The sequence below is a fragment of the Paenibacillus stellifer genome (assembly GCF_000758685.1).
Classification (GTDB): Bacteria; Bacillota; Bacilli; order Paenibacillales; family Paenibacillaceae; genus Paenibacillus_AQ; species Paenibacillus_AQ stellifer.
On the sequence record NZ_CP009286.1, the window covers coordinates 3,285,670 to 3,310,411 of the forward strand.

At 54.0% G+C, this 24,742-nt stretch carries 26 protein-coding genes; 11 read left to right on the forward strand and 15 right to left on the reverse strand.

Annotation, left to right across the window (positions count from 1 at the left end):
- Nucleotides 1–103: 103 nt before the first annotated feature.
- From PSTEL_RS15140 to PSTEL_RS15165, 6 genes are all read right to left on the reverse strand, one after another.
- Entirely contained in the window at nucleotides 104–1,090 is a 987-nt protein-coding gene (locus tag PSTEL_RS15140; RefSeq protein ID WP_038696527.1) for an aromatic acid exporter family protein, read from the reverse strand.
- Nucleotides 1,091–1,285: 195 nt separating this feature from the next.
- Complete coding sequence (locus PSTEL_RS15145) at nucleotides 1,286–2,074, reverse strand: ABC transporter permease (protein WP_052099255.1); 789 nt, start codon at nucleotides 2,072–2,074, stop codon at nucleotides 1,286–1,288.
- Between the two features lie 90 nt (nucleotides 2,075–2,164).
- The gene (locus PSTEL_RS15150) at nucleotides 2,165–2,950 is read right to left on the reverse strand and encodes an ABC transporter ATP-binding protein (RefSeq protein ID WP_038696531.1); all 786 of its coding nucleotides are present in this window, start codon (nucleotides 2,948–2,950) and stop codon (nucleotides 2,165–2,167) included.
- Between the two features lie 42 nt (nucleotides 2,951–2,992).
- Nucleotides 2,993–4,018 (reverse strand): ABC transporter substrate-binding protein, encoded by a 1,026-nt coding sequence (locus PSTEL_RS15155; protein WP_038696533.1) that lies wholly within the window; start codon nucleotides 4,016–4,018, stop codon nucleotides 2,993–2,995.
- 188 nt (nucleotides 4,019–4,206) lie between these two features.
- The gene (locus tag PSTEL_RS15160) at nucleotides 4,207–4,659 is read right to left on the reverse strand and encodes a VOC family protein (protein WP_038696535.1); all 453 of its coding nucleotides are present in this window, start codon (nucleotides 4,657–4,659) and stop codon (nucleotides 4,207–4,209) included.
- A 21-nt stretch (nucleotides 4,660–4,680) separates the two neighbouring features.
- Nucleotides 4,681–5,358: a hypothetical protein gene (locus PSTEL_RS15165; RefSeq protein WP_156995880.1), complete on the reverse strand. Its 678-nt coding sequence runs from the start codon at nucleotides 5,356–5,358 to the stop codon at nucleotides 4,681–4,683.
- Between the two features lie 126 nt (nucleotides 5,359–5,484).
- On the opposite strand from PSTEL_RS15165, the gene PSTEL_RS15170 reads away from it, so the two are divergent.
- Complete coding sequence (locus tag PSTEL_RS15170; protein ID WP_038696539.1) at nucleotides 5,485–5,724, forward strand: hypothetical protein; 240 nt, start codon at nucleotides 5,485–5,487, stop codon at nucleotides 5,722–5,724.
- 210 nt (nucleotides 5,725–5,934) lie between these two features.
- Here the strand turns inward: PSTEL_RS15170 and PSTEL_RS27980 are convergent, their stop codons facing one another.
- From PSTEL_RS27980 to PSTEL_RS15190, 5 genes are all read right to left on the reverse strand, one after another.
- Nucleotides 5,935–6,072 carry a hypothetical protein gene (locus PSTEL_RS27980; protein ID WP_169744586.1) on the reverse strand — a complete coding sequence of 46 codons (138 nt, stop codon included), beginning with the start codon at nucleotides 6,070–6,072 and terminating at the stop codon, nucleotides 5,935–5,937.
- A gap of 257 nt (nucleotides 6,073–6,329) precedes the next feature.
- Nucleotides 6,330–7,418, reverse strand: coding sequence for a ribosome small subunit-dependent GTPase A (gene rsgA / locus PSTEL_RS15175; RefSeq protein ID WP_038696541.1), 1,089 nt, complete (start codon nucleotides 7,416–7,418; stop codon nucleotides 6,330–6,332).
- A gap of 485 nt (nucleotides 7,419–7,903) precedes the next feature.
- Nucleotides 7,904–8,575 carry an HAD family hydrolase gene (locus PSTEL_RS15180; RefSeq protein ID WP_038696543.1) on the reverse strand — a complete coding sequence of 224 codons (672 nt, stop codon included), beginning with the start codon at nucleotides 8,573–8,575 and terminating at the stop codon, nucleotides 7,904–7,906.
- A 390-nt stretch (nucleotides 8,576–8,965) separates the two neighbouring features.
- On the reverse strand, nucleotides 8,966–9,421 hold the full coding sequence (locus PSTEL_RS15185) for a DUF3939 domain-containing protein (protein WP_038696544.1): 456 nt from the start codon (nucleotides 9,419–9,421) through the stop codon (nucleotides 8,966–8,968).
- Between the two features lie 126 nt (nucleotides 9,422–9,547).
- A complete protein-coding gene (locus tag PSTEL_RS15190) occupies nucleotides 9,548–10,144 on the reverse strand; it encodes a DUF2087 domain-containing protein (RefSeq protein WP_038696546.1) in 597 nt (198 codons plus the stop codon).
- Between the two features lie 216 nt (nucleotides 10,145–10,360).
- Between PSTEL_RS15190 and PSTEL_RS15195 the strand changes: the two genes are divergently transcribed.
- The 3 genes from PSTEL_RS15195 (at nucleotide 10,361) to PSTEL_RS15205 (ending at nucleotide 12,443) form a co-directional block, all read left to right on the forward strand.
- Complete coding sequence (locus PSTEL_RS15195; RefSeq protein WP_038696548.1) at nucleotides 10,361–11,365, forward strand: YpdA family putative bacillithiol disulfide reductase; 1,005 nt, start codon at nucleotides 10,361–10,363, stop codon at nucleotides 11,363–11,365.
- Between the two features lie 2 nt (nucleotides 11,366–11,367).
- On the forward strand, nucleotides 11,368–11,811 hold the full coding sequence (locus PSTEL_RS15200; protein ID WP_038696550.1) for a DUF441 domain-containing protein: 444 nt from the start codon (nucleotides 11,368–11,370) through the stop codon (nucleotides 11,809–11,811).
- A 116-nt stretch (nucleotides 11,812–11,927) separates the two neighbouring features.
- Nucleotides 11,928–12,443 (forward strand): hypothetical protein, encoded by a 516-nt coding sequence (locus PSTEL_RS15205; RefSeq protein WP_038696552.1) that lies wholly within the window; start codon nucleotides 11,928–11,930, stop codon nucleotides 12,441–12,443.
- 137 nt (nucleotides 12,444–12,580) lie between these two features.
- On the opposite strand, the gene PSTEL_RS15210 is transcribed toward PSTEL_RS15205, so the two are convergent.
- The gene (locus PSTEL_RS15210) at nucleotides 12,581–12,928 is read right to left on the reverse strand and encodes a HesB/YadR/YfhF family protein (protein ID WP_038696554.1); all 348 of its coding nucleotides are present in this window, start codon (nucleotides 12,926–12,928) and stop codon (nucleotides 12,581–12,583) included.
- Between the two features lie 608 nt (nucleotides 12,929–13,536).
- Here PSTEL_RS15210 and PSTEL_RS15215 point away from each other — a divergent pair.
- Complete coding sequence (locus tag PSTEL_RS15215; RefSeq protein ID WP_038696555.1) at nucleotides 13,537–15,279, forward strand: ABC transporter ATP-binding protein; 1,743 nt, start codon at nucleotides 13,537–13,539, stop codon at nucleotides 15,277–15,279.
- A 106-nt stretch (nucleotides 15,280–15,385) separates the two neighbouring features.
- Nucleotides 15,386–17,527 carry an ABC transporter ATP-binding protein gene (locus PSTEL_RS15220; RefSeq protein WP_052098531.1) on the forward strand — a complete coding sequence of 714 codons (2,142 nt, stop codon included), beginning with the start codon at nucleotides 15,386–15,388 and terminating at the stop codon, nucleotides 17,525–17,527.
- A gap of 247 nt (nucleotides 17,528–17,774) precedes the next feature.
- Here the strand turns inward: PSTEL_RS15220 and PSTEL_RS15225 are convergent, their stop codons facing one another.
- The 3 genes from PSTEL_RS15225 to PSTEL_RS15235 all read right to left on the reverse strand — a co-directional run bounded on the left by PSTEL_RS15225 (nucleotide 17,775) and on the right by PSTEL_RS15235 (nucleotide 20,017).
- Complete coding sequence (locus PSTEL_RS15225; RefSeq protein ID WP_052098532.1) at nucleotides 17,775–18,293, reverse strand: hypothetical protein; 519 nt, start codon at nucleotides 18,291–18,293, stop codon at nucleotides 17,775–17,777.
- Nucleotides 18,294–18,552: 259 nt separating this feature from the next.
- A complete protein-coding gene (locus tag PSTEL_RS15230) occupies nucleotides 18,553–18,900 on the reverse strand; it encodes a four-helix bundle copper-binding protein (protein WP_038696558.1) in 348 nt (115 codons plus the stop codon).
- A gap of 112 nt (nucleotides 18,901–19,012) precedes the next feature.
- On the reverse strand, nucleotides 19,013–20,017 hold the full coding sequence (locus PSTEL_RS15235; RefSeq protein WP_038696560.1) for a CobW family GTP-binding protein: 1,005 nt from the start codon (nucleotides 20,015–20,017) through the stop codon (nucleotides 19,013–19,015).
- Nucleotides 20,018–20,232: 215 nt separating this feature from the next.
- On the opposite strand from PSTEL_RS15235, the gene PSTEL_RS15240 reads away from it, so the two are divergent.
- The 5 genes from PSTEL_RS15240 to PSTEL_RS15260 all read left to right on the forward strand — a co-directional run bounded on the left by PSTEL_RS15240 (nucleotide 20,233) and on the right by PSTEL_RS15260 (nucleotide 24,739).
- Nucleotides 20,233–20,748: a MogA/MoaB family molybdenum cofactor biosynthesis protein gene (locus tag PSTEL_RS15240; protein ID WP_038696562.1), complete on the forward strand. Its 516-nt coding sequence runs from the start codon at nucleotides 20,233–20,235 to the stop codon at nucleotides 20,746–20,748.
- Nucleotides 20,749–20,969: 221 nt separating this feature from the next.
- The gene (locus PSTEL_RS15245; protein ID WP_038696564.1) at nucleotides 20,970–21,998 is read left to right on the forward strand and encodes an ArsR/SmtB family transcription factor; all 1,029 of its coding nucleotides are present in this window, start codon (nucleotides 20,970–20,972) and stop codon (nucleotides 21,996–21,998) included.
- Between the two features lie 48 nt (nucleotides 21,999–22,046).
- A complete protein-coding gene (locus PSTEL_RS15250) occupies nucleotides 22,047–22,844 on the forward strand; it encodes an ABC transporter permease (RefSeq protein ID WP_038696566.1) in 798 nt (265 codons plus the stop codon).
- A 51-nt stretch (nucleotides 22,845–22,895) separates the two neighbouring features.
- Nucleotides 22,896–23,924: an ABC transporter ATP-binding protein gene (locus PSTEL_RS15255; RefSeq protein WP_038696568.1), complete on the forward strand. Its 1,029-nt coding sequence runs from the start codon at nucleotides 22,896–22,898 to the stop codon at nucleotides 23,922–23,924.
- On the forward strand, nucleotides 23,924–24,739 hold the full coding sequence (locus PSTEL_RS15260) for an ABC transporter permease (protein WP_038696570.1): 816 nt from the start codon (nucleotides 23,924–23,926) through the stop codon (nucleotides 24,737–24,739). Before PSTEL_RS15255 ends, PSTEL_RS15260 begins: the two co-directional genes overlap by 1 nt.
- Nucleotides 24,740–24,742: the final 3 nt, after the last annotated feature.

Genomic DNA, 24,742 nt, shown 5'->3' on the forward strand with positions numbered 1-24,742 from the left:
ATCTGTTAATCGCATATCGCCTAGAAGGCCGCTCTTCCCATATAGCGAAAGAGCGGCCTTCTTCTTGCCAGCCAATATTTTATAGATAAGTCTGGGCCTCAGCCTACCGGCTGCCGGCAGTCTCCGCAGATGTCTGGCGGCCTGAAGTGATCGGTGCCTTATACTGCTTCGCGATCTTCAGATAGAGCGCCAGTTCCCGGCAGAGCTGGAGAATGGCGGACCGCACCTCAAATTCCTCCCGCGATGAAGGCAGGGACATTTCCTTGAAGCTTTCCTCAAGATCGGTCAGCAGGCTCTCCGTCCGCCCCGTGTACCCTTCGTTAAGCACATCCTGGCTCAACTGCTCGAACAGCTCGGCGACCATTTTACCGTGAGGCAGATGTTGATACACCTGAGAGAGCAGCTGCAGCATGTTCTGGATCGATTCGAGCTGCTCCTTCCTCATATAGAAGTAGACATTCCAAGCCTCGTCCGGATGAATGACGCTGTTCTCCATTTCCCGGGCCGCAGCCGACAGACCGCGCTGAATTGCGCCGCCCGCCTGAATCAGTTCTTTGCCGTCCCATACATACTGCGGGTCACGCAGCGATTGCGAGAACTGCCGGAAGATTACGGAGAACAGGCCGTCCACTTCCTTGCGGATTCCGTACATCATCTGATCGGACTTCGGCATGTAGATCAGGTTGCAGAGTCCGGCAGATCCAAGGCCGATAATAAGCAGCTCCACCTGCTGAAGAATGATTCCAAGGTTCAGCTCAGCTTGTCCAAACACGCGGAACACGATAACGGAGCTGGTAACGATGCCTTCTTTGAAGCCTGAACGGACGATCAGCGGAAATCCGAGCAGAACGAACAGCCCGAGAACCCAGTACTCGAAGCCGAAAATTTCAAAGAGGCCGCAGCCGATCAGCAGTCCGACCAAGGAGGCGACAAAACGCGCCGTTATAGTCCTGAGACTCCGCTTTCTTGTCACCTCCACGCCCAGAATGGCCAGCAGCCCGGCGCTCTGCGCATTCGGAATGCCGGCAGCCGCAGCCAGAAGTACAGACAGCAGCGTCGCCGCCGCCGTCTTGATGATGCGAAATCCCATGAACTTTACCCCGCCTTGTCACATTTTCGATCCTTACCGGATGTTTGACGTACTTTCGATCAAGTTCATGGTACTTGATTTTCAGAAAAGTCACAATACTGAACGCAAACCGGACTTAACATAATCCGGACTGGGTTCAACCGGAACCGGACACACTTCCGCCTCTCATTGAGCATTCATCCGGCCATGTATGGATCAGCGCCGGTTCAGCAGCAGCTTCTCCAAATACACGACAACCTGATACATGAGCGTCGCGACAATCGCGATGACGAGCAGGCTGGACATCACCAGCGTGAAATTGAACACCTGAAAACCGTAGATGATCAAGTATCCCAGACCCGATTTCGCCACCAGAAATTCGCCGACGATGACACCAACCCATGACATGCCGACATTAACCTTAAGTGTCGAGATAATAGCGGGAAATGACGCCGGCAGTATGACTTTGCCGAAGACCTGGCGCCGCCCTCCTCCGAACGAACGGATCACCTTCACATAATTGGGATCGACTCCCTGAAAGCTGTTGTACACGACCAGCGTCGTGACGATAACGGTGATGGAGAGCGTCGTCATGACGATCGCCGTAAAACCCGCACCGAACATCACGATGAAGATTGGACCAAGCGCGACCTTCGGCATGCTGTTGAAGACGACCATATATGGATCGAGCACAGCCGACAAAAAAGGCGACCACCAGATCAGAGCGGCCAGCAGCGTGCCCAGCAGTGTGCCCAGGACAAAACCGGCCGCCGTCTCCCAGACGGTAATGCCGAGATGATGCCATAGACTCCCGTCAAGCGCACTCTTCAAGAGCTGTTCCCACACTTTCGATGGACTGCTGAACAACAGCCGGTCGATCCAGCCTTGCCGCGCGGCGATTTCCCACATACCGAAGAAGAGGAGCAGCAGGCAGGCCTGAACATACCGGACGTATCTGCGGTGCTTTCGCTTGGCCCGAAGATAATCACCATGCTCGGCGGCCAGCCATTCAGCTCCTGACGCCCCCGCCTCGCCGCTCTCTCCCAGAGTCACCTGCTTCACGCTTTTGCACCTCCTTTCATTAAATTACCGGAACTATCCGGGCGAACCTCCGGCTCCTTCCAGCTCCATTTCTCTCCAAACAGTATGGAACAGTTCGGCAAATCCCGGCTGGTCCCGGGCGTACAGCGGCGGTGTATCCGCGATGTTTCGGGGGATATCGAAGATGCGGCGGATTCTTCCTGGGTTCCGTCCCATAAGAACGACTCTGCTGCTGACCGCAATCGCCTCCGACAGATCATGGGTGACCAGCAGCGCCGTCTTCCCCCTGCTTCGGAGCGTCTCCGACACGAGATCCTCAAGCTGGAGCTTGATCTGGTAATCCAGCGCGGAGAACGGCTCGTCAAGCAGCAGCAGCTCCGGATCGGTAGCAAGCGTCCGGACGAGCGCGACCCGCTGGCGCATTCCGCCCGACAACTGGCCGGGGAGGGAGGATTCCTTCCCCTTAAGGCCCATTTCGGCAAGCAGCGCTGCCGTCTTGTCTCGATCCTCCGATCTCAGCCTGCCGGTCAATTCAAGACCGAGCAGCGAGTTCTCCAGAATCGTCCGCCACGGAAAGAGATAATCCTGCTGCAGCATGTACCCGATATGCGGCGAAGTCCCCGAGACCGTAGAGCCGTTCACCAGCACCTCGCCCTTCGACGGCTTCAGCAGGCCGGAGATGATGGAGAGAAGCGTCGTTTTGCCGCAGCCGCTCGGTCCGACCAGGCTGACGAACTCCCCTTTTTCGATGACAAGACTGATCTGATCAAGGGCCAATGAGGCGCTCCGGTCCTCCAGATAAGCGTGTGAGACTGAACGCAGCTCCACTACCGGCGGCATGGCGGCTCCCTCCTTTTCATCGCTTAATTGCCTTACTCATTCTTATTTATCGTCCTTTACTTCCGACAGCGCCTTCTCCGCGAATGAGTTGTTCACAATTTTGGATGCCGGCACACGTTCTTTCAGCTCGCCCGCATTGTCCATAACATCCAGGAGATTATTCCATTCCGCATCGTCGATAACCGGGTTCAGCGCATATGTGTCCTGATCCTTATATCGCTTGATCGCAGAGACAAGAACATCCTTATCTGCATCCTTGAAGTATGGCAGTACGGCATCCGCAATCTCTTCCGGAGTGTGGTCCTTTACCCAGTTCTGTGCTTTCTGCAGGGCATTCGTGAATTTCTGAACCGTTCCGGAGTGTTTCGTGATGAAGCTGAGCTTCGTCATGAACACCGTGTAAGGCAAATATCCGCTCTCGACCCCGAACGACGCTACCACCTTGCCCCGGCCTTCCCGTTCAAAGATGGACGCCTGCGGCTCAAACAGCTGCACATAATCGCCTGTGCCCGAAGCGAAAGCTCCCGCTATATTCGCAAAATCGATATTCTGAATAAGGGTCAAATCCTTGGACGTATCGATCCCCTTCTTCTTGAGCGTGAAGTCACCGGCCATCTGCGGCATGCCGCCTTTGCGTTGACCCAGGAAAGTTGATCCCTTGAGCTGGCTCCAATCAAAATTTGACTGCTCCTTGCGGGCGAACAGGAAGGTGCCGTCGCGCTGCGTCAGTTGGGCAAAATTGATCACCGGATCGTCGCTGCCCTGCTGATAAACATAGATCGACGTCTCCGATCCCACCAGCGCCACATCGATCGCCCCGGACAGCAGCGCCGTCATGGTCTTGTCGCCCCCGGGAATCGTCTGGAGCTCGACATCCAGTCCCTCATCCTTGAAAAACCCTTGAGACAGCGCCACATACTCAGGCGCATAGAACACGGAACGCGTTACCTCTCCGACCTTCACCTTAACCGAGGCTGACTCGCTCTTCCCGCCGCAGCCGGCGAGCATGGAGACGGCCATCCCGACCGCAAGCGCCAGCGCCGCGGCTCTGTACCCTTTACGCATCATGCGTCTCTCCTCTCTCCCTTGCCCTTGCGGGGGATGACGGTCCGAATATCGGAGATAAGCCATCCGCTCCCCCGGAGCGGGATAATCCAGCATATGCAGACGCCCAGGAATCGGTTATTCCACTCCCATGCCAAAAAAAGACGGCCTGGCCGCGTTGGCCAAACCGTCTTGTATTCCGAAAACCTGTATCAGTCGTTCTCAAGCAGCTCCACAAGCACCTTCAACTCATCGAGCGTATTCATATAGGCGTATCTTCCGCCCGTAAACTCCCCTTTTTGAATAAGCGGCATGCCTTTATTCCCCAGCAGCGCGATTTTCTCCTTCATTCCCTTGATGCCGAAGGCGATATGGTGAACGCCCTCTCCCTGCTTGTCCAGGAACTCGCGCCAGGTAGAAGGTCCTTCATCCGGCTGAATCAGCTCGATTTGCAGCTGACCCATATCGAAGAAGGCCAGTTTGGCCCGCGCGGGCGTCGGTTGCCCCTCATATTCCGTCTGCGCCAGGTCCGCTGTATCCGTCCAGAACGATTCCGGCTCCGGTATGCCGAAGAAATCGGCATAGCTCCGGGCAGTCTTTTCCACATCCTTAACAATAATGCCGATCTGGGTTACAACCTGCGTACCTAATACTCCATTATCCATATTGCACCCCCTGAAATTGATCTATCCCACATCCTGCTGGCGTGTCGGCCCCCAATGAAGCAGCCACTCCAGAAAAATCGAACAGTACTGCTCCTTGTCCATCGTCGATGCCGATACCCATTCCTCCCCTTCTCCGCAGCTCATCCGAAGCAGCCAGCCGCACCACCGGTTAGCGAGAAAGGACGCGTACTGAAACGTCCAGTCCCGTCCATGTCTGGAGCAGAAGCGCAGCTCGCCCGAAGTGCGGGGAGACCGGACGCAGAACGCGAACCGGATCGAGAGCCGCGAATCTCCGGTAATCCGCTTCACAAAGCGGCACAGCTGCAGCACGGAGCCGGACGCCCGGTTCAGAATTTCTCTATACTGGGGCTTGGACATGAGCAGTGCGGGATCAAGTCTACCCCCGGATGAAGCTTCGGGGAGAATGATGCCTTCCAGAATGGCTTCCCGGATTGCTTGTTCATGACCAGGATCATCCAGCGCATGGCATTCAGGCTCCGCTCTTCCTTTGCGAATAATGATGACCTGCCGGGGATTAACATATATAAGCAGATCACAGTCCTTGTTCCCGCTCCGGTAACTCAGACGGCAGATCCTTTGGATTTCCGGTTGTTCAGCGGGCAGTCCGCTGCTTCTTACAAGCTTCTCTTCTTCGGGCATCAGGAACCGCAAGAATTTCTTCGATTGATCTTCCATCACTGCGATCGTATCCTTCCGGTCTTAAATCTACCAATCTTTATGTTATCATAAGCTAATTTTAAGGTAAAATTAAGAAAAGAGAGATATTATGTATACCATGAAATAACTGTAACGAGGTGATTTCTAATGAGAATGCTGATTACTTTCCAGAACAAGAGTGTTCCGGTATATTTTACTACAGACAACAAGCAGCCAACTCAAAAAGTACTTAAACTGCTGACAAGCGCGCTGGATCTCAAAATCAACAAAGGGAAAAACGCGCTCAAGAAATGCCTGAACTCCCTGATCAGTATCGAGATCAAAGGCTCCGAAGCCATCCTGCACAGCTTTAGCGAAGACGATACTCTGGCGCTGTCTCTCTATTAAAGTCATGAACTCAATTTACCCTTGAATATGCAAGTCTACCAAGGATAAACGCTGACGGCGTCCTTTAGGCCCGGGCGTTTACCGAGAAATAGAAGACCAATTATAAGCCATAACTTATAGGTCTTCTATTTTCAAAAAAGCATCCTTCCGGACGGAAGGATGCTTTTTTATATTGAATCTGACTGTCTCCGTTAAAGTAAAGCTTCTGTGTCATGTTCCGGTTCGATGATTTCGATCCTCCGCCTTCTCCGCCTTCTGAATCCGAAGCTGAAACAGCTTGACCAAGTTGATCTTCGTCTGCTCGTGACAGTTGTCCAACTTTTTGATTATAAAACGGTCAATGGACATGTCAATCGCTCCTTTATCTGAAATGCAGAAGGGACAGGAAATGATTTCCTGAGCATCTGGTAATCCTATATAACCCTGTCCGTCACATTTTAAACGGAAGAGAAATGAGCATCGGATAGCTCTCTTCTAGGGCAAGGAGATTACGGTCATCCATATCTAGAGGCTGTACCGGATATAAGAACGCTCCCATTCAAAGATGTAGGTGAGAGTGCCTTGAGATGTCATCATTTATGCTCCCAAAAAATATTTTTACCCGTTCATTCATCCATTTCGGCACGCCAGTCATACTTCCGGGCACGTGAGCCGGAGCCTTTGGTTCCGGCTGCTGCCGCGGCTGCGCCCTTGCGCTTGAGGCGCGATTCCTTCGTCGCCTGAAACTGCAGCTCGCGCTGGGTTTTATGGTAGCTCCGGAGACGCTTCTCCGCTAGCTCCCCGCTCTCCACCGCCTCGCGGACAGCGCAGCCTTCCTCCCGCTCATGGCGGCAATCCGCAAAGCGGCAGCCTGCCGACAGCTGGGCGATATCGGCGAATGCCAAATCCAGGCCGCCTTCATCCTCCCACAGCTGAAGCTCGCGCATGCCGGGCGTATCGATGATGATTCCACCGTCCGGCAGCACAAACAGCTCCCGCCGCGTCGTCGTATGCCGTCCCCGGCTGTCGTCCTCCCGGACAGCGCCGGTCAGCTGGACTTCTTCTCCGCTCAGCCAGTTGACGAGCGTCGATTTGCCGCAGCCGGAGGAGCCGGTAAGTGTGGCGGTTCTTCCCTCGCCGATATAAGGCATCAGTTTGGCCCGTCCCCGGTCCTTGACAGCGCTAACCGCCAGCACCGGCACACCGGGCGCGGCCAGCTCCATTTCGCGGAGCCTGCTCTCGGGATCATCGCACAAGTCCGCCTTCGTCAGCACAATAACAGGCGAAGCACCGCTGTTCCAGGCCATGATCAAATACCGCTCCATCCGGCGGATATTGTAATCATCATTCAAGGCGCTGACCAGAAAGAGCGTGTCGACATTGGCAGCGACGATCTGCTCACGGGGCTGGCTCCCGGCTGCCTTTCTTGAAATCTGGCTGCGCCGTTCCAGCACTCGCTGAAGTATATACGGTCCGGCTTCCGATTTTCTAACCTCTGTCCAGTCCCCGATCGCCGGGTAATCGCCGAAAGTCTCCAGAGAATGTCTCAGCTTGCCGGAGAGTTCACCCCAGCCTTCCCCTTCTTCGGTCACGACCCGGTAACGGCTTCCGAAGTCGCCGACGATACGGGCCGGCATCGTTCCTTCGGTCCGGTCTCCGTTCCGATTCCATAGTTGATTCCAATCTTCATTCCAACCGTACTGCTCTAAAGTCATGTAATACCTCCATTGTTTGAGTGTTGATCTTGTCTTCCTTAACCTGCAACGTTCTTCCGGGAATCCGCGCACACAAAAGCCCGCCGTACCTTTCGGTTCCGGCGGGCTAAATAAACCGCTCCTGTGCATATGCGCTTCGGAGCGGGCCTCTACAGCTTCTTCTCGCGCAGGACGGGGAGAGAATTCCCCGACAGCTGCGCGTACGGGCACAGGGAAGGCGGGATGTTGCAACTCCACCTCCCCCTGCCGCAAAAAAAGCCGCCGGAACCTGGATACGGTTCCGGCGGCTTCATACAAGCGCGGCGTGTCAGCCGCGGTGTCTAATCAGCGCAAGCGGCCTATTCCCGGAAGAGACGTATCCCAATCAGCAACAACTGGCAACATCTTGACCATTTGAACTGTCATATTACATCTACTCCTTCCGGTAATTAATGGACCCATCATAAACGGGAAGACCAACTATTGTCAACCCGCTTCAACCTCATTTACAAAATTTCTTTGAGCTCGCAGAGCTCATCGATCGTCCGCCATGGGCGAACGCCAAGCTTATCGTCCCAAGGATGATTGCGCCGCAGCCAGATCCCCTGCATGCCTGTGCGTCCCGCTCCCCAGATGTCGTTAACAGGATGATCTCCGATAAACAGCGTTTCCTCTGCCCCGAAGCCAAGCCTTTCCAGTGCAAGGCGGTAAATCGCCTCATCCGGCTTGCTGATTCCGGCTTCGCCGGAGATCACAATCGTCTTGAAGTAATCTCCCAGGTTCAGCATTTCGATTTTTCCCCGTTGAATATCACTTTTCCCGTTGGTGACAAGCCCGAGCACATAGCCGCTGGCGGCCAAATACTCAAGGCATTCCACCGCATCCTTCATCAGCGCGCCGTGTCCTGCATAATTCGTATCGTAATATTCCCTGATGTCCGCTGCAGTGACGGGCTCCTTCCAGGGCAGCACCTCGCTGAGCTCGTGAAAAAAACCGTCCTTGTCCCTGTAGCCGTCCGCATCGCGGACGATCATGTCCTCGACCAGCACAAGCTGTTCACTAGAATTCAAGTGTCCGAAATAGTGCGATATGAATTGTGTGCCAAAGCTGCGGAATGTGGAATCACGATCCATCAGCGTATTGTCCAGATCAAATAATAATGCTTTGGGTGTTCCCATTCTTCCGATTCTCCCTGCCTTGTTTCTATTCTCCATCCTCACAGGACAGATACTCATAGGCATTATACTTGAAAATCAGACAGATTGTTAGACCAGGCAGGCAAAGACGGGCTTCGTTTTGTTCTTGTTGTAGCTCGGCCGGCAGCCGCATGACACAACGATCACCACAGTTCTGCGCAAGGCCGAATATTTTACAGAACATAAATCCTATTGCAGCCCAGTTGTTGTTAACGCTTCCATTATAGAAACCCGAAGGGCTTTTGCAGAGTGCAAACACCCTTGCTTCGGTCAGAAGGCATACGGCGAGAATGGACCATCAAGCATCTTAATACCGCCGCGCCTTTCGCAGGCTTCTCCATAGCGGCCGATATCGGCCACCGAGAAATCCATTTACTTGAAATGTTCGGAGCGATGGGTCAGCATCAGCTCTTCGTCGGTAATGTACAGAGGAAAAGGCGGAACCTCCTTCAAATACCGCTGGCTGGCCAGAAGGCGGAAGTGAACCTCGGGAAGCGGCGCCTCTTCGAGCAGGGGCAGCTTGCCGGTATCGCTGAAATAGCTGTCCACGGCGCTCTGGACCAGATCGAGAAAGTAGGGAATATCCTTCTCCCCTTCATCAAAAATCTCAAACGTTTCGCGGGACATATAGAACTTCTGATCCGACACGCCTCCCAAGTACCGGGTTAGACGGGAGAGGTCGATGCTTTTGTCTTCTTTGAGCAGCACTGTCCGGTTAATCTTCGGGGGCATGTCATTCTCGAATTGGCGTACAGCTTGTTTAACTTCCGGCAAGGTGACAGTGATCCGGGACGGAGCGGCTTCTTTCTTGAACCTTTTGAAGATCATGCGAAAGACTCCTTTCTTGCTGCCAGATTTAATATCTATAACGCTTTCAATTCCAGTTTATTCAATCCCGAAAATTTTAATCAATTATAATTAACCTGTCACAGAAATGTACGAAACTTTAGAATATTATTTGACGGATTCCCATTTCGTCCACATCTCTCTTGGATTCAGCTCATAGACATCGTTCTCTCTATACATAAACTGGTGCATAATGAACTCACGGCGTATGGTCGCGAAATCTTCATGGTACTCCTTGATAAAAGCGTTGATCTCCTTCTCGCTGTAAGTCACCCCCTGCTGCAACTGCTCCGCCATATGCTGGAGGGCAATCAGCTTCTTCTTGTACTGTGCCGGAATCTGCCGCAGCTTCCCTTCTTTGGAGAAAAAGTTGCGGATCACTGACTCCTGCAGGCTCTGATCCTTGCTGATCTCATCCATTTCTTCTGCCCCCTTGTCAAAAATAAAGGATAACGACGCCTCGCTCCCCTTCCGGATAAACTCCGGATTGAGCTTGAAGTACACGGTGTTCTTGTCCCTGCGTTCCAGGATCATCGCTGCGGCGCGCAGCTTGGCCGCATGATGGGTTACCGTGGGTTGGGACAGCCCGAGCGCTTCCGCCAGCGCCTGCCCGTGCATCTCCCCCTTGGACAGAAGAAGCAGCATCCGCATGCGGGTAGGATCGGCCAGCGCTTTATGATAATTGACAATTTTATCGAGCTGCATCAGAGACACTCCTCATTCAACAAACATGTTATTAGATATATATCTAATTATATAATAATCCTCAAGTTCTGGCAACCGTTCGTTCTGCGGCTGATCCTTACGCTTTGCTTCTCCCTGGCAAAAGGGCGATAATTACGGTACGATTTAGGTTGCGATACTCACCGTATACCCAGCGTATACTTTAGAACAAGAAAATAGCGGGAGGTCTTTGCGTATATGCATGATGTGATCATTATCGGAGCGGGGCCCTGCGGGCTGTCCGCTGCAATCGAGTGCCGGCGGCTGGGACTGTCCGCGATTATCGTCGAGAAGCATTTTATCGTCCATTCCATTTACCGGTATCCGACACATATGCAGTTCTTCAGCACACCGGAGCTGCTGGAAATCGGGGGAATCCCATTTACTTCGCCTCATGATAAGCCTTACCGGCATGAAGCTCTGGTCTATTACCGCAAAGCCGCTGAGCTGCATCAGCTTGACATCGCGGCTTATGAGGAAGCTGTCTCCATCGAGAAGCTTGAGGACGGAGCCTTTGCCGTACATACGGAGAACCGGCGCGGAGAACGGAAGACCCGGCACGGCTCAGCCGTCATCATCTCGACCGGTTACTTCGATCAGCCGAACTGGATAGGCATTCCGGGCGAAGATTTGCCCAAGGTTACCCATTACTTCGGGGAAGCCCACCCGTATACCGGCATGAAGGTCGCGATCATCGGGGGCAGCAACTCGGCGGTAGATGCGGCTCTTGAGCTGATGCGGGTCGGAGCAGAGGTAGATATGGTCTACCGCGGCGACAGCATTTCCGCCAATATCAAGCCGTGGGTAAGGCCGATCTTCGAAAGCATGGTTGACAAAGGCCGGATCAGGCTGCATCTGTCATCCCGGGTAACAGAAATTACGCCGTCCTATGTCACGGTCACACCTGCGGACGGAGAAGCCCCCCTGCGGCTGGAGAACGACTTCGTGCTCGCGATGACCGGCTTTAGGCCGGACCGCAGACTTGTCACTGATCTGGGCGTCATTATGGATGATGAGATGGATAAGCCGGTCTTCGACCCGGCCACCATGGAGACGAACATCCAGGGCGTGTATGTCGCGGGCGTTATCGCCTCAGGACGCAACGCGAACGAGATCTTCATCGAGACAGGACGCCGGCACGGCGCGCTGATCGCCGAGCATCTGGCATCGAGACGGCCGGCCCGTGCAGGGGAGAGCCGGTAATCATGGACTACGTCTCTCTCCTACTGCTCGGGTTCGCCGGACTCGGAATCGTGAGCAGCAATTCAACCGTAACGATCGCGATGCTGGTGCTTCTGCTTCTGAAGCTTCTCGGACTTTCGCAGACCTTTCCCTGGCTGGAGAAATACGGCCTTACGGCAGGGATTATCATTCTGCTTATCGGCGTTATGACCCCATTGGCGAGCGGCCGCATTTCCCTGCAGACGGTCGGCCAGGCCTTTCTGCACTGGAAATCGCTGTCCGCGATTGGAATCGGCATGATGGTCGCTTACTTGGGCGGCCGGGGAACAACCCTGCTCGGAAGCCAGCCGACGATTGTCGCGGGCCTTCTGATCGGAACCGTTCTCGGCGTCGCGCTGTTCAAAGGCGTTCCTGTCGGACCGCTGATTGCCGCCGGTATTCTCTCTTTGATTATCGGCAGAGGATAATGCATCCCCCTGGGCAGCGGCTTGGCGCCCGGTGGGCCGGGGCTTATTGACTTTTGTTCCGTACAGTGTTTTGATAATTTTATTACTGGCAGTACCCGAATTTCAGGAGGATAATGATGTCTAGACAATTTGTGACGGAAGCCGTTATGATGGCTATTTACGGCCAGCTGCTGGTTCCCGGCAGCTCTGTGGAATATATTGTGCCCTACACGACCATTCTGGAGCTGTACGAGCTAAGGGACAGCGATGAGCCGCTCATGAACATCCCGGACGAAGACCGGCATGTGAAGGTCAAGATCGGTGAATTGATCGCGTATTTCGAGGAGCCGCTCAACCAGAAGAAAATCCGGAGATGCCTGACCATTCCCTGGGCGAAGAGTCCGGCCATTGTGCTCGGTGAACAGGCGAGGGTTACCGTCATCAACAGTGTGGACAACGCAAGCTACGGCGAAATTTTCGATCCCATTGAGACCGAACTTCTCCTGGCCTCCCAGCGGGAAAAGATTCCGATTCTGACCGACCAGATCGAGCTGATTCACCGCATCATTGACGGCGGCGTCCCCGTAACGGTGTATGACATCGACGATTTTGAATTTGCGGTGGAGGAAGAAACATTCCGCCGTTCACACTGATGCATCCTCTCCATCACCATACGGACATCCAGATAAGAGCAAGGCCCCGGCCGAATATGGCTGGGGCCTTGCTCTTCATGCATATTGTCCGGTATTGCAGTCACCGGCACTGCCTGCCGTTATGGACTGCATGTTCTTCAGGAACGAACCGCACTATCCGGCTCGGCGGCGTTTCCGTTCTGCACTCCGCCTGAAACAGGGATATACCGGTATTCAATATCATCCTCATTCTTGTCATAGAGGATCGACAAATCATGACCTTCCATATACCAGAGATCCTGTTCCTCCATGTAGAACACAATCCCCTCCGACTCCGTAAGGAGTCCCGGACGTCCCGGAGGCTCGACCGCTATTCCGAGCGAGAAGCCCGGATGCAGTCCGCCGCCCGAGCTGTAGCGGGGGAACAGGCGAATACTTGACCCGTTATCCAGACCCAGCTCACGCTTGAACCAGCCGGACGCTTCGGAACTTACGGAAATACCCATCTGTCATTCATCTCCTTTGTCCAACTGAACCTAACTATGTCCTGCAACTCAGGCGCTATATGGAAGCCGTGAATTTGGCGAAGCCAAACCCCGGACCTTCATCGACATTTCATTATTTGGGCTCTGTGAGAAGCTGCATGAATGTCTATTAACTTTATCATACCTCAATCCCGCCTCTATTCCAACTTGCCGGACTTAGCCCGGTTTTCCGCGAGGTCCACGATTTGCTCGAAAAATGGTTTGACATTTTTGGAGAACGGGGTGTAAACTCATGAGTAGCGAAACGTCTTCAAGTAATTACCAAATCTCTAACGAAAGGGTGATCTTAGTGTTTAAACCATTGGATTCTCATCGCACTATTGTCGGCAGCTTTATCCAATCGAATACTAAGTCAGCCCTGCAGGTGGAACCCTTCTTGAACAGTCATTGACCATGCTGTTCACTGCTCAAGAAGAGGTATTCGTTTCACGCCGGTGCTGCAACGCACCGTGCGCATGATACGTACTTGTAACCAAGGCATATCGTCCGTCAGCGGATGATATGCCTTTTTTTGTTGACCGCTATCCCCTATGCCGACACAACCTTTACTCGAAAGGAAGGGATTCTTCATGTTTTCTGTGTTAAAAGATCTTGGCTGGTTCTTCAGCCGGGAGAAAAAGCGCTATGCGATCGGACTTATCCTTCTGATCGTAGCCGGCGTCTTTGAACTGCTTCCCCCGCGTCTCTTGGGGAGCGCCATTGATGAAATCGTACGCGGCTCCATCACCTCCGGCTCGCTGATCCGGTACATCGTCATGATACTGGCTTTGCTGCTCATCATTTACTGGATGACGTACATATGGATGCATAATCTGTTCGGAGGCTCCAACCTTGTTGAGCGGCTGCTGCGTTCCCGGTTCATGGGACGCTTGATGACGTTGACACCGTCTTTCTTTGAGAAGAACCGCACCGGCGACTTGATGGCCCGCGCAACCAATGATATCCGCGCTGTCTCCGCTACCGTAGGCTTCGGTATGCTGACGCTTGTCGACTCTACCGTGTTCTTCTCCGTTGTGTTGTTCGCCATGGGCTTTCTCGTCAGCTGGAAGCTGACGCTTGCCGCGGTGCTGCCGCTGCCCTTGATTGCCATCGCCATGGCCGTATATGGCAAAGCCATCCACGACCGCTACACACTGGCGCAGGACGCGTTCGGCGATATGAACGATCAGGTGCTGGAGTCGGTCTCCGGCATCCGCGTCATCCGCGCCTATGTCCAGGAGCGGCATGACGAGAAGCGGTTCGCGGATATAACGGATGATGTGTACCGCAAAAATATGGCCGTCGCCCGTGTGGACTCCTTCTTCGAGCCAACCATCCGCTTCTGCGTCGGACTGAGCTACATCATCGGACTGACTTACGGTATTTACCTTGTCTTCCGGAACCAGATCACACTCGGTGATCTCGTGTCCTTCAATATGTATCTCGGGATGATCGTGTGGCCGATGTTCGCCATCGGCGAGCTCATCAACGTCATGCAGCGGGGCGGCGCCTCGCTGGAACGGATTGACGAGACGCTGAATTCCGTGCCTGATGTGCGTGACCCGGAAGTGACCGTTCCGGTTGCTTCGCCGGATACCATTCAATTCAACCATGTGACGTTTCGCTACCCTACGTCACCTATCGATAATTTGACCGACATCAGCCTCACTCTGCACAAAGGCCAGACTCTCGGGATTGTCGGGCGGACCGGCAGCGGCAAGTCAACGCTGCTGAAGCAGCTGCTGCATGAATATCCCGCCGGCACCGGCAGTCTTACGATCTCAGATGTTCCGATCCAGGACATTTCACTGGATCGGCTGCACAGCTGGATGGGCTATGTGCCGCAAGAGCAAATTCTGTTCTCCAAGACCGTCCGCGAGAACATTCAGTTCGGACTTGAAGGCGCAAGCGACGACAAGGTCCTTGAAGCGGTATCCACCGCCGCCTTCCTGGGAGATTTGGAGACGCTGGAGAGCGGGCTGGACACACTTGTCGGCGAACGCGGCGTCTCCCTCTCCGGAGGCCAGAAGCAGCGGGTATCCTTGTCCCGGGCGTTCATTGCCGAGCCGGAGATTCTGATCCTGGACGACGCCTTGTCAGCGGTGGACGCACGGACCGAAGCACAGATCGTCGAGAATATCCGATCCCGGCGGGCGGGCAAGACTACCCTGATCTCCACCCACCGCCTGTCCGCGATCGAACATGCCGATCAGATCGTCGTGCTTGACGGCGGCGTGATCACTGAACGCGGCACCCATCAGGAGCTGCTGGCTAAGGGAGGCTGGTACCGTGAGCAGTACGAACGCCAGCAGCTGGAGAATAATTTGTCCTAGGCAGCATAATCAAGCAACTAAGCTTGTTACTTAAGCAAGTGACTTAAACAGTGCGCCCAATCACGACTACAATTTCTACACCGAACCTTCAGGAGGTGCCATCACCTTGAAACCTAATACAGGCAGGCGTCTATTGCAGTACGCCCTGCAAGCCAAAACCACATTCATCGCAGCGCTGCTGCTGCTCTCCATCGGAGTAGCGGCGGAGCTCGCCGGCCCTTTCATCGCCCGGAGCATGATCGACAATCATATGCTGGCGATTGAGAAGCCTTACTATCAGACCCAAAACGCAGAAGGAGCTGTCTCCTACAACGGCGTCTACTACAAGCGGGGTGACCGGTTCGAGTCCGGAGAGATTAAAGGCCAGGAAATCCGGCTTGTCCAAATCGGGCGCAGCTTCTATTTCATCAACGAGCCCGTGAAGTCGCTGTCCGGAGACCGGACTTTCACGGACGGCCAAGTGGTCGTTCGTGACGGCGGCGAGACTGCCAGTTATCCGGCCGTGAAGCTCTCGTCGAGCGACGTATTTGCTTTTTACAAACCTGAATTTCCCGGCATTTATCAGCTGGTAGGTCTGTACGGCCTGTTCCTCGTCATCTCGATCTTTGCCGAATTCGGCAAGACGTATTGGCTGCAATCCTCGGCCAACCAGGTTGTCCGCAAGCTTCGTACGGATGTATACGCACATATTCAGCGTCTTCCGGTATACTTCTTCGATAACCTGCCCGCAGGTAAAGTCGTGTCCCGGGTCACCAACGACACTGAGGCAATCAAGGAATTGTTCATTGCGGTGCTGTCGAATTTCGCTTCCGGCATTATCAACATCATCGGCGTGTACATCGCTCTGTTCCTGCTGGATTTCCGGCTGGGTCTGATCAGTCTGTTCATTGCACCGATCATCGTTGTCTGGATCATTCTGTACCGTAAAGTTGCAACGAAATACAATACGATCATTCGCTCGCGTCTGAGCGAGATCAACGCCATTATCAACGAATCGATCCAGGGGATGTCCATTATCCGGATCTTCCGCCGCCAGAAGCAGCGGATGGCCGAATTCGAGACACTGAACGAGGATTATTTGAAGTATCAGGATAAAATGCTTAATCTGAACTCGCTGACCTCCCACAATCTGGTTGGATCGCTGCGCAACTTCGCTTTTGTGCTTGTACTCCTGTACTTCGGATTCGGCAGCTTGGGCGGCGGTACAATCGTCTCGCTGGGCGTCCTGTACGCGTTCGTCGATGTGCTCGGCCGCATGTTCCAGCCGATTATCGGCATGGTCAACCAGCTCGCCAACCTGGATACCTCCATGGTATCCGCAGGCCGTGTGTTTAAGCTCATGGATGAACCGGGCGAGCCCGTCACCGACGGTGAAATGCCGCGCTATAAAGGCGATGTGGTGTTCGAAGACGTGTCTTTTGCCTATAAAAAAGATTACGTTCTGCGCGACATCTCCTTCGCGGCTCGTCCCGGCGAGACGGTTGCCCTCGTAGGACATACAGGCTCCGGCAAAAGCTCGATCATCAATCTGCTGTTCCGATTTTATGATCCGCAGAAGGGTTCGATCTATATCGACGGCAAGAAGACAACTGACATTCCGAAGCAGTGGCTGCGCAAGCATATGGGGATCGTGCTTCAGGACCCTTATCTCTTCACCGGCACGATCGCGTCCAACGTCAGCCTGGGCGATGAACGCATCTCCCGTGAGCGCGTAGAAGCCGCGCTTCGCGAGGTCGGTGCGGACCGGCTGCTGGCCCATCTGCCGCAGGGCTTCGACGAACCTGTCGTCGAGAAGGGCAGTACGCTCTCGGCAGGCCAGCGCCAATTGATCTCGTTCGCCCGGGCGCTCGCTTTCGATCCGGCGATTCTGATTCTGGACGAAGCTACGTCCAATATCGACACCGAGACGGAGAGCATCATCCAGCAGGCGCTGGAGGTTCTGAAGCAAGGGCGGACCACCTTTATCATCGCCCATCGCCTCTCTACCATCCGCAGTGCGGACCAAATTCTCGTCCTGCACCGCGGAGAGATTGTCGAGCACGGCAGCCACGACGAATTGATGGCGCTCGGCGGCCGGTACCGGCGCATGTATGAGCTGCAGAGCGGTTCCACCATGGCGGAACCGGCTGCTGCAGCTGCTATGCAGGGGGCCGCTATCCAAGCGGAGAGCCCGGACTCCCCGGCAGCATCGGCAGAGGCTGCAGCCAAGGAACAGCCGGCGCTGCAGTCCGCGAACCGGCAGGGATAAACCCTGACGGCGGTGACCGCCCTTTGCATCAAGAGCTGCTCCAAAACGTAGAATGATCTACGATTGGAGCAGCTTTTTTTGTAAGAATGACAGCAGGGCATCCCGATAAGGTTCACAGCGATTTCTGAAAACAAAAAAAGAGGAGTCCAAAAGCCATCAACTGGCTCATTCGGACACCTCTATTTGTTGGATGACGGAAGTTTTCGTCTGTCATATGGAGAGCGGAGTAATCCCCTTTCCCTCATAGTCAGTGAGGCCGCCGCTTCAAATCAGCCGCAGGATAATGGCCGAGCAGCTCCTCTTCGTCCAGCTTGCCTTCCAGTCCAAGCTTCCGGTACAACTCGTTGCAGTAGCCCTGCAGCTTGAGTTCAAGCGCTCCCGCCTTGTTCTTAAACCGTTTCAACTCCCGGATGATCCCGGCCCGCCCCGATGGCGTGAACGTATCCTGAATACGCTCCTTGAAATAATCGTGTACGATATAATTCCGCTGCTTCCACACATGATGAAGCTGGGCCGTCTCTTCTTCCGAGAATGAGAAATGATGTTGGATTTCCTTGATGAGCTGGCCGAGTGAGTTGCCGAGCTTGCGTTGATACAAATCCGCCAAATCCGCCTCGGACGGCAGGGTTCCCTGTGATAGCTTCGTCAGCAGAAGCAGATTGGTCAACTGCTGTTCGATCGCTTGGCAGTAATAAACAGCCAGTCCGAAATAGGCGAACAGCTCCTTGGATTGTTCACTCTCCGTTGATTGTGTATCCTCCTTCATCTGCCCTCCGTTTGTTTCTTCTTAAATTATGGCTGTGTAGATGTTCTATGTATAACCTGTCAGGCCTGAATGGAAGCGATGAGGCTTACTGCTTACTGTATATAAATTTCGCCGGGCCAACTCCCTTTTCCTCCAAAACAAAAGAAAAATTCAATAACAAGACTCAAATCTGGCAGAGCAAAACCGGCTTCACCCGAAGCCGGCTTTCTGTGCTGCCTCTATCGGTCAATCGTTCTTCTACATTATTAGTCTGCATTTATTATACAAGTACGGCTGCGGCTTCGCTGACCTGACGGCAGGTTTCGGCACATTTCAGGCAGGCTTCGATGCAGTCGCGGCAGTGTGTCCGTTCATAACGTCCGCACTCATTGGCTGTAGCTTCACATACTTCTGCACAGAGACGGCAGATTTCGGCGACGAACGGACTTTGACGGGTCATAGCTTCAATTGCAAACGCACACATGTCAGCGCATTCCCGGTCCATCCTGATCCATTCCCTCAAGCGCGCAAGGTCGTATTCTTTTAGGCTTGAGACATAGCTAAAGTTACAGGCGTCTATACATTTCAAGCAAGCTTCAATGCAGTCCTGATAATGAATTCGGGTCATAGCCTTTAACCTCCTGCAATCTTTTGTGGTATGCCTAAGTATTAACCCTCGTCTGTTCCGCCGAATCAATCAGCAAGTGATGTCACTATCGCAGAAATACACCTATTAAAGCTTACAGACTGCGTCTGACCGCCGCCGGCCGGTTCGGCAGACGCCCTTCCAATCTGAGCAGTTTCCTTCTTAATTCTCCCGCTGAAAAATGCTCCCCAATGAACACTGCAACATCGGCAACCTCTCCCTGTGGATTAATCTTCAGGAAATCCGTTTCCCGGTAAGCGTACTGGAACAGGAACCTTCCGGATGTATCGCTGAAGGACAGCACTCCCTTGGCCCTGTATACGTCATTCGGCAATTCCTTGATGAACGCCTCAAATGCTTCGCTGTTCACCGGGTGCTCGAAATAATGGGTATATGCCATAACATGATCATGCGAAGCATGCTGCTCTCCCTGGCTCTCCACATCCGCGCCGTCATCATCGGCCTCCGGCTGTCCCGTAACCGGGACTTCCGCCATCGCCTCCATCAAATTCTTAATCTCGACGTCACAGCGTACGGCAGGAATGATCTCGGCGAAAGCGTTCCATTTGCGGACCAAGCTTTGGACTTCCTCCGCTTCCTCCGGCGATACCCGATCCTGTTTATTCAGAATCAGCGCCGACGCGCTGCGGATCTGTTCCTGCATGAGACGATAGGTCGCGCCTTTCTGCTCTCTGTACAAACCAAGCAAGTGCGCAGCGTCGACGACCGTAATCAAACCCTTCAATTCGACCTTGGTGTACAGCGAGGTCTCCGTTACATTGTCGATAATATCGAGCGGGTTCGCCGCACCCGTTGCTTCAATCACAATGACATCCGGCGCGTCACGCTTGACCAGCGTCGTCAGCTCCATACTGAGATCCGCGCTCGCGGAGCAGCAAATACATCCGGCCAGCAGCTCAGCCATTGGAACAGAGCGGTCTACCAGCATGCCGTCAAAGTTCACTTCCCCAAGCTCGTTCATCACCACGGCCGGAAGCAGGTTCTGCTCCTTCCAATCGTCCAGCAGCCGGTGCAGCAGCGTTGTCTTGCCGCTCCCCAGAAACCCGGACAAAATATATACCGGAACCGTATTCTCCATTTCTTATTCTCCCTTAATTCTGTTATCGCCTTTTGCTTCCTGTGTTAAGAAGTTTACTACACCGACATTGCCCCTGCAAGCGCCAGGCTTACATTGTAATTGCTTTTTTGGTTATTTTTATGACATTTTCTATACCATCTCCCCTCCTTGCATGCTTTCGTTATCCCTCTATGATAAAATCAGTAAGGTTACACTAACGCCAAGGAGTGAGCTCTATGAACTCAGTCGAACAGCATCGGCGCGAAGCACCGTCTTCCGTCAACTGCTTTATTGTTACGGTTTCGGACACCCGCACGCCGGAGACAGACAAAGGAGGACAGCTGGCCGAAACACTGCTTGTGGAAGCCGGCTATACGGTCGCCGGAAGAGAAATCGTCAAAGACGATTATGACGAAATTCGCGAACTGTTGTATAAATGCACAGCGGACGATCAGATCGAAGCCGTTGTGCTGACCGGAGGCACAGGGATCTCTCCTAGAGACTGTACCTATGAAGCGGTGGAGTCCCTGCTGGACAAAGAGCTTCCCGGCTTCGGGGAGATCTTCCGATACTTGAGCTACGCGGAAGATATCGGTACGGCAGCTATCCTGAGCAGAGCGATTGCAGGCACCATCGGGCGGACAGCGGTATTCTCCGTGCCAGGGTCGGTTGGCGCGGTCAAGCTGGCTGTGACCCGCTTGATAGCTCCGGAGCTCAAGCATGTCATGCGCGAGCTGTATAAAGCCAACTAAATAGGAGGCTCCCTAGCCTCTTCATTTCATCAATTTCATACAAAAACCGCACTCCCGGAACGGACAGGCTGCATAACAGGCTATCGAAATGCATCTGTTCAACGTTACGGGAGTTTTTTACGACATTCACTTGACGTCACGACATTATCCACATATAATATTGAACACTTTTCGCGAAAGTGCGATTTGATTAACCAGATGGTTAATCAGAAAGGAACTGGATGAGCTCATCTCTGCACCACAAAATCAAAATTGTAGTCAGCCCTTTTCATGAACTGCTCTGCTGTCTGCATGTACTGACACAGCCCGGACACCATCCGGGGCGTCTGGCTTGGGCCACAGCGGCGCTTCAGCAGCTTTCCGGTGGCCTTGCGGATGAAATCCGGGAAATCGGCCGGGTGAGCGACGACTGGGCCGCATTGCATGATCTGGCGGACGCCTGGGGAAGATCCCGAACCTGCGAGGAAGGAATTCAGGAGCTGCTTGCTCTGCCTGATGCGGAACTTGTGCATTTGATGCTGAATGGAAAAGTCCCGGTCAGCACCGTTCTGCTGTGGGTGAAGGGCGAACGGGGTTTGACTGAGGAAGGACTGGAAGCTGACGGGATTGATCTCCTGGAGAACCTGGACAGTTTCCGATTACGTCTTGCCGCGACATTGAGGAAGGTTGAGGCAGAACTTTTTCGGGATGAATGGAAGGTTATCGAGCCTTTTTTACAAGCTGCGGCTGGAGATTTCCTTAGTGAAGCCGATCGTTCCCCCGAACGGGCGCTAAATTCCCTTCACCCCAGGCTTCGCGCGGAAAAAGGAACGATTACTGCCCAGAAAGCGCGGGCCTATCTGTTCGACTATGAGACCCTGGAGCATATTTACATCTTCCCGAGTACCTTTATTGCGCCTCATCTGCTCCTCGGCATCCATGCCAATGATGTCTTCCTTCCGCTCGCGGTAGAAATTCCCGGGCCCGAATCCTCGGACTCGCCACCGGCCGACCTGCTGCTGCGCTACAAAGCGCTTTCCGACGAGACGCGTCTGCGCATAATCCGCCTTCTCTGGAGAAATCCGCACTGTACGATGCAGCTCGCGCCCATTCTTGGCATATCCGAGGCTGCTGTATCCAAGCATTTGAAGCTGCTCTCCGAGGCAGGACTTGTGCAATCCAGAAGACGGGGCAGCTACCAGTTCTACTCGGCGGTTAAAGAGGAGCTGGAGATGCTGATCGTTTTGCAGCGGCAGTATTTGGAGCAATAAAGATCTTTTTCATGGAAAGGGCCGGGCCGTCTGAAAGGAGTTAAATGCATGTGGCATACCGCCATGGCGACGTTGCTGCGCAACCAGAGATCCAATCTGCGCGCTTATCCTTGGACTTTTACGTTAGGTCATATCATTGACGGCGTTTATCTGGTGCTTGTTTCGTATTTTTCATATGTGTATCTCATCAAGGGGGATATTGATTCCAGGTTCGCGGTTTATACAGGAACTACGGACTACGTGACATTTGCAATCATCGGTGGAGCGCTCAGCCTGTTATCGGTCAGCATGATGATGAACGTATCCCGGGCGCTGATTACCGAGTGGCGGGAAGGGACGCTTGAGACGGTGCTGCTATCGCCTTCGAGCCGTTTCGGCTACTTCGCAGGAACTGTCGTGCAGCAGCTCTACCGCTGCATGTTGGAGCTGGCAGCCGCTCTGATCGTCGGGGTAATTGCCGGGCTGAGGCTGCCCCATGCAGAGTTTCTGCCTGTTCTGACCGGAATTTTGCTATACCTGCTCTCCTGCTTCTCGATGGGACTTCTGCTCGGATGCGTCATGCTGTATACACGGGATACTTATTTTGTGCAAAATACACTCTTTGCGCTCACCTCGCTGCTCTGCGGATTTCAGTTCCCGAGAGAGTATTTGCCGGCCATCCTGCGAACAGCGGGCGAGGTGTTTCCGCTGACGGGTGCGCTTCAGGGTCTCAGACAAAGTCTGCTGACCGGTCAAATGCCGTCCGGCGGCAGCCTCCTCCGTGTTCTTCTGCTCTCCGCCCTCTATATTCTGATTGCTCTACCAGCAGAAAGGCGTATTGAGCGGCGGATGTTCGACCGTTACTGACAGAAGCAGAACGGTGTATCGACAGATTTTTTAGAAAGGCAGGACAGTAACATGATACATATGCAGGACGTAAGTAAAACGTATGTTACCAAAGAGCGGCTGAGCCGTTTTCGTACCCGGAAGGTTGTCACCGAGGCTGTCAAATCGCTGTCACTATCCATCGAACCGGGCCAAATCACCGGACTGCTCGGCCTCAACGGAGCAGGCAAGACGACCACTATCCGCATGCTCTCAACACTGCTGGACCCGACGGAGGGACATATCGAGGTTGATGGCCTGGATATGAGAACGTCCCGAAAGGCCATTCAGCGGAAAATCAATATGATCGCAGGCGGCGAACGCATGCTGTACTGGCGGCTCACCGGCCGGGAGAACCTGCAATACTTCGGGGCTCTATACGATCTGGATTCCCGCCTGCTCAAATTAAGAAGCGACGAGCTGCTTAAGGAAGTAGGTCTGAGCGATGCGGCAGACCGCCCGGTGGAGCAGTACTCCAAGGGAATGAAGCAGCGGCTGCAGATTGCAAGAGGACTCATCAACGATCCGGACTACCTGTTTCTCGACGAGCCAACGCTTGGGCTTGATGCGCCTATTGCGCGCCAGCTGCGCAGCATGGTTCGCAGATTGGCCAGAGAACAGGGCAAGGGCATTCTCCTGACCAGCCATTACCTCCAGGAGGTGGAGGAGCTGTGCGACACTGTCCATGTGCTGAACCGCGGCAGCCTGATTATGTGCGATACGCCGGAACGCATAACAACGCAGGTCGCCGGACTCCAGACCGCCCATTTTCAGCTTGAGGGCTGGCGTGACGAGCTGCTGCCCGATCTGCACGACTATCTGCATGCGGAAATCGGGCTCGAAGCGCATGATCTGTCAGATTTGCGGCTGTCCGGAAGCGCCGCTGAGCCGGGGCATGACGAAGGCGTGCGGCTCAGTCTCAAAAGCCGGTCCGCCGACAAACTGATCGCAGGACTTCTCCCCTGGACGGCGACTCACGGGGTGAAGGTGCTCTCTTTCGCGGCAGAGAAGCCCGGTCTGGAAGACGCGATCATTCTGCTGTCCGAAGGAGGACGGCCTTGATGCTGCGGAGCTGTCTTCAACACCTGACCGCGGAAATCCGCAAACAGCATCGAAGTCGCACCAAGGGGAAGGCTGCGCTGTTCTCCATGCTGCTGTGGCCGGCGTTGACTCTGCTGACCTCCTATTACGCGATGAAGCCTTATCGTGCGGGAGCCGGCTCCGAACTTGCAAATGCCATCGCAGGCGGAAATGTCCCTTTGTTTCTGCTGAGCGGATATTTGGTGTTCCAGCTGTATTGGACGACGGTCCAGGCGGCATGGCTGTTCGAACTGGAGCGGAAGGAAGGAACGCTTGAATTGATTTTTCTTTCGCCCTCTTCCAAGATGGCTTTCTTGTTCGGCCGGTCCATTTACGCTCTGCTGGGCGGGATATGGATGTTCGCGGGCTTCTCGCTTCTGACCTTTCTCTTCATCGCCGACTTCACCGTTATCGACTGGGCACGGCTTATCCCTGTTATATTGTTAATCGTTATTTCGGCCGTGATCTGGGGGGCGATGCTGAGCGCAGTGTCCCTGTTCTCGCGCGATTCCGGCATTCTGTATTACGTCTTTCAGGCGCCGATGGAGCTGTTCGGGGGCGTGCGCATCCCTCCCTCTGTTTTTCCGGTATGGGCCAAGGGTCTGTCCCTTCTGTTCCCTGTAACCTACAGTCTGGTTCTTCTGCGGGGTGCATTGTACGGGACAACTGACGGCAATTGGAACACCGCGCTGGCCATTCAAATCATCGCCGATATTCTCCTTGTTCTGCTCACCCGCTATCTGTTGGTCAAGGCGGAACGATATGCCCGGATTAGAGGCAGTTTGGGTTTATTTTAAGAA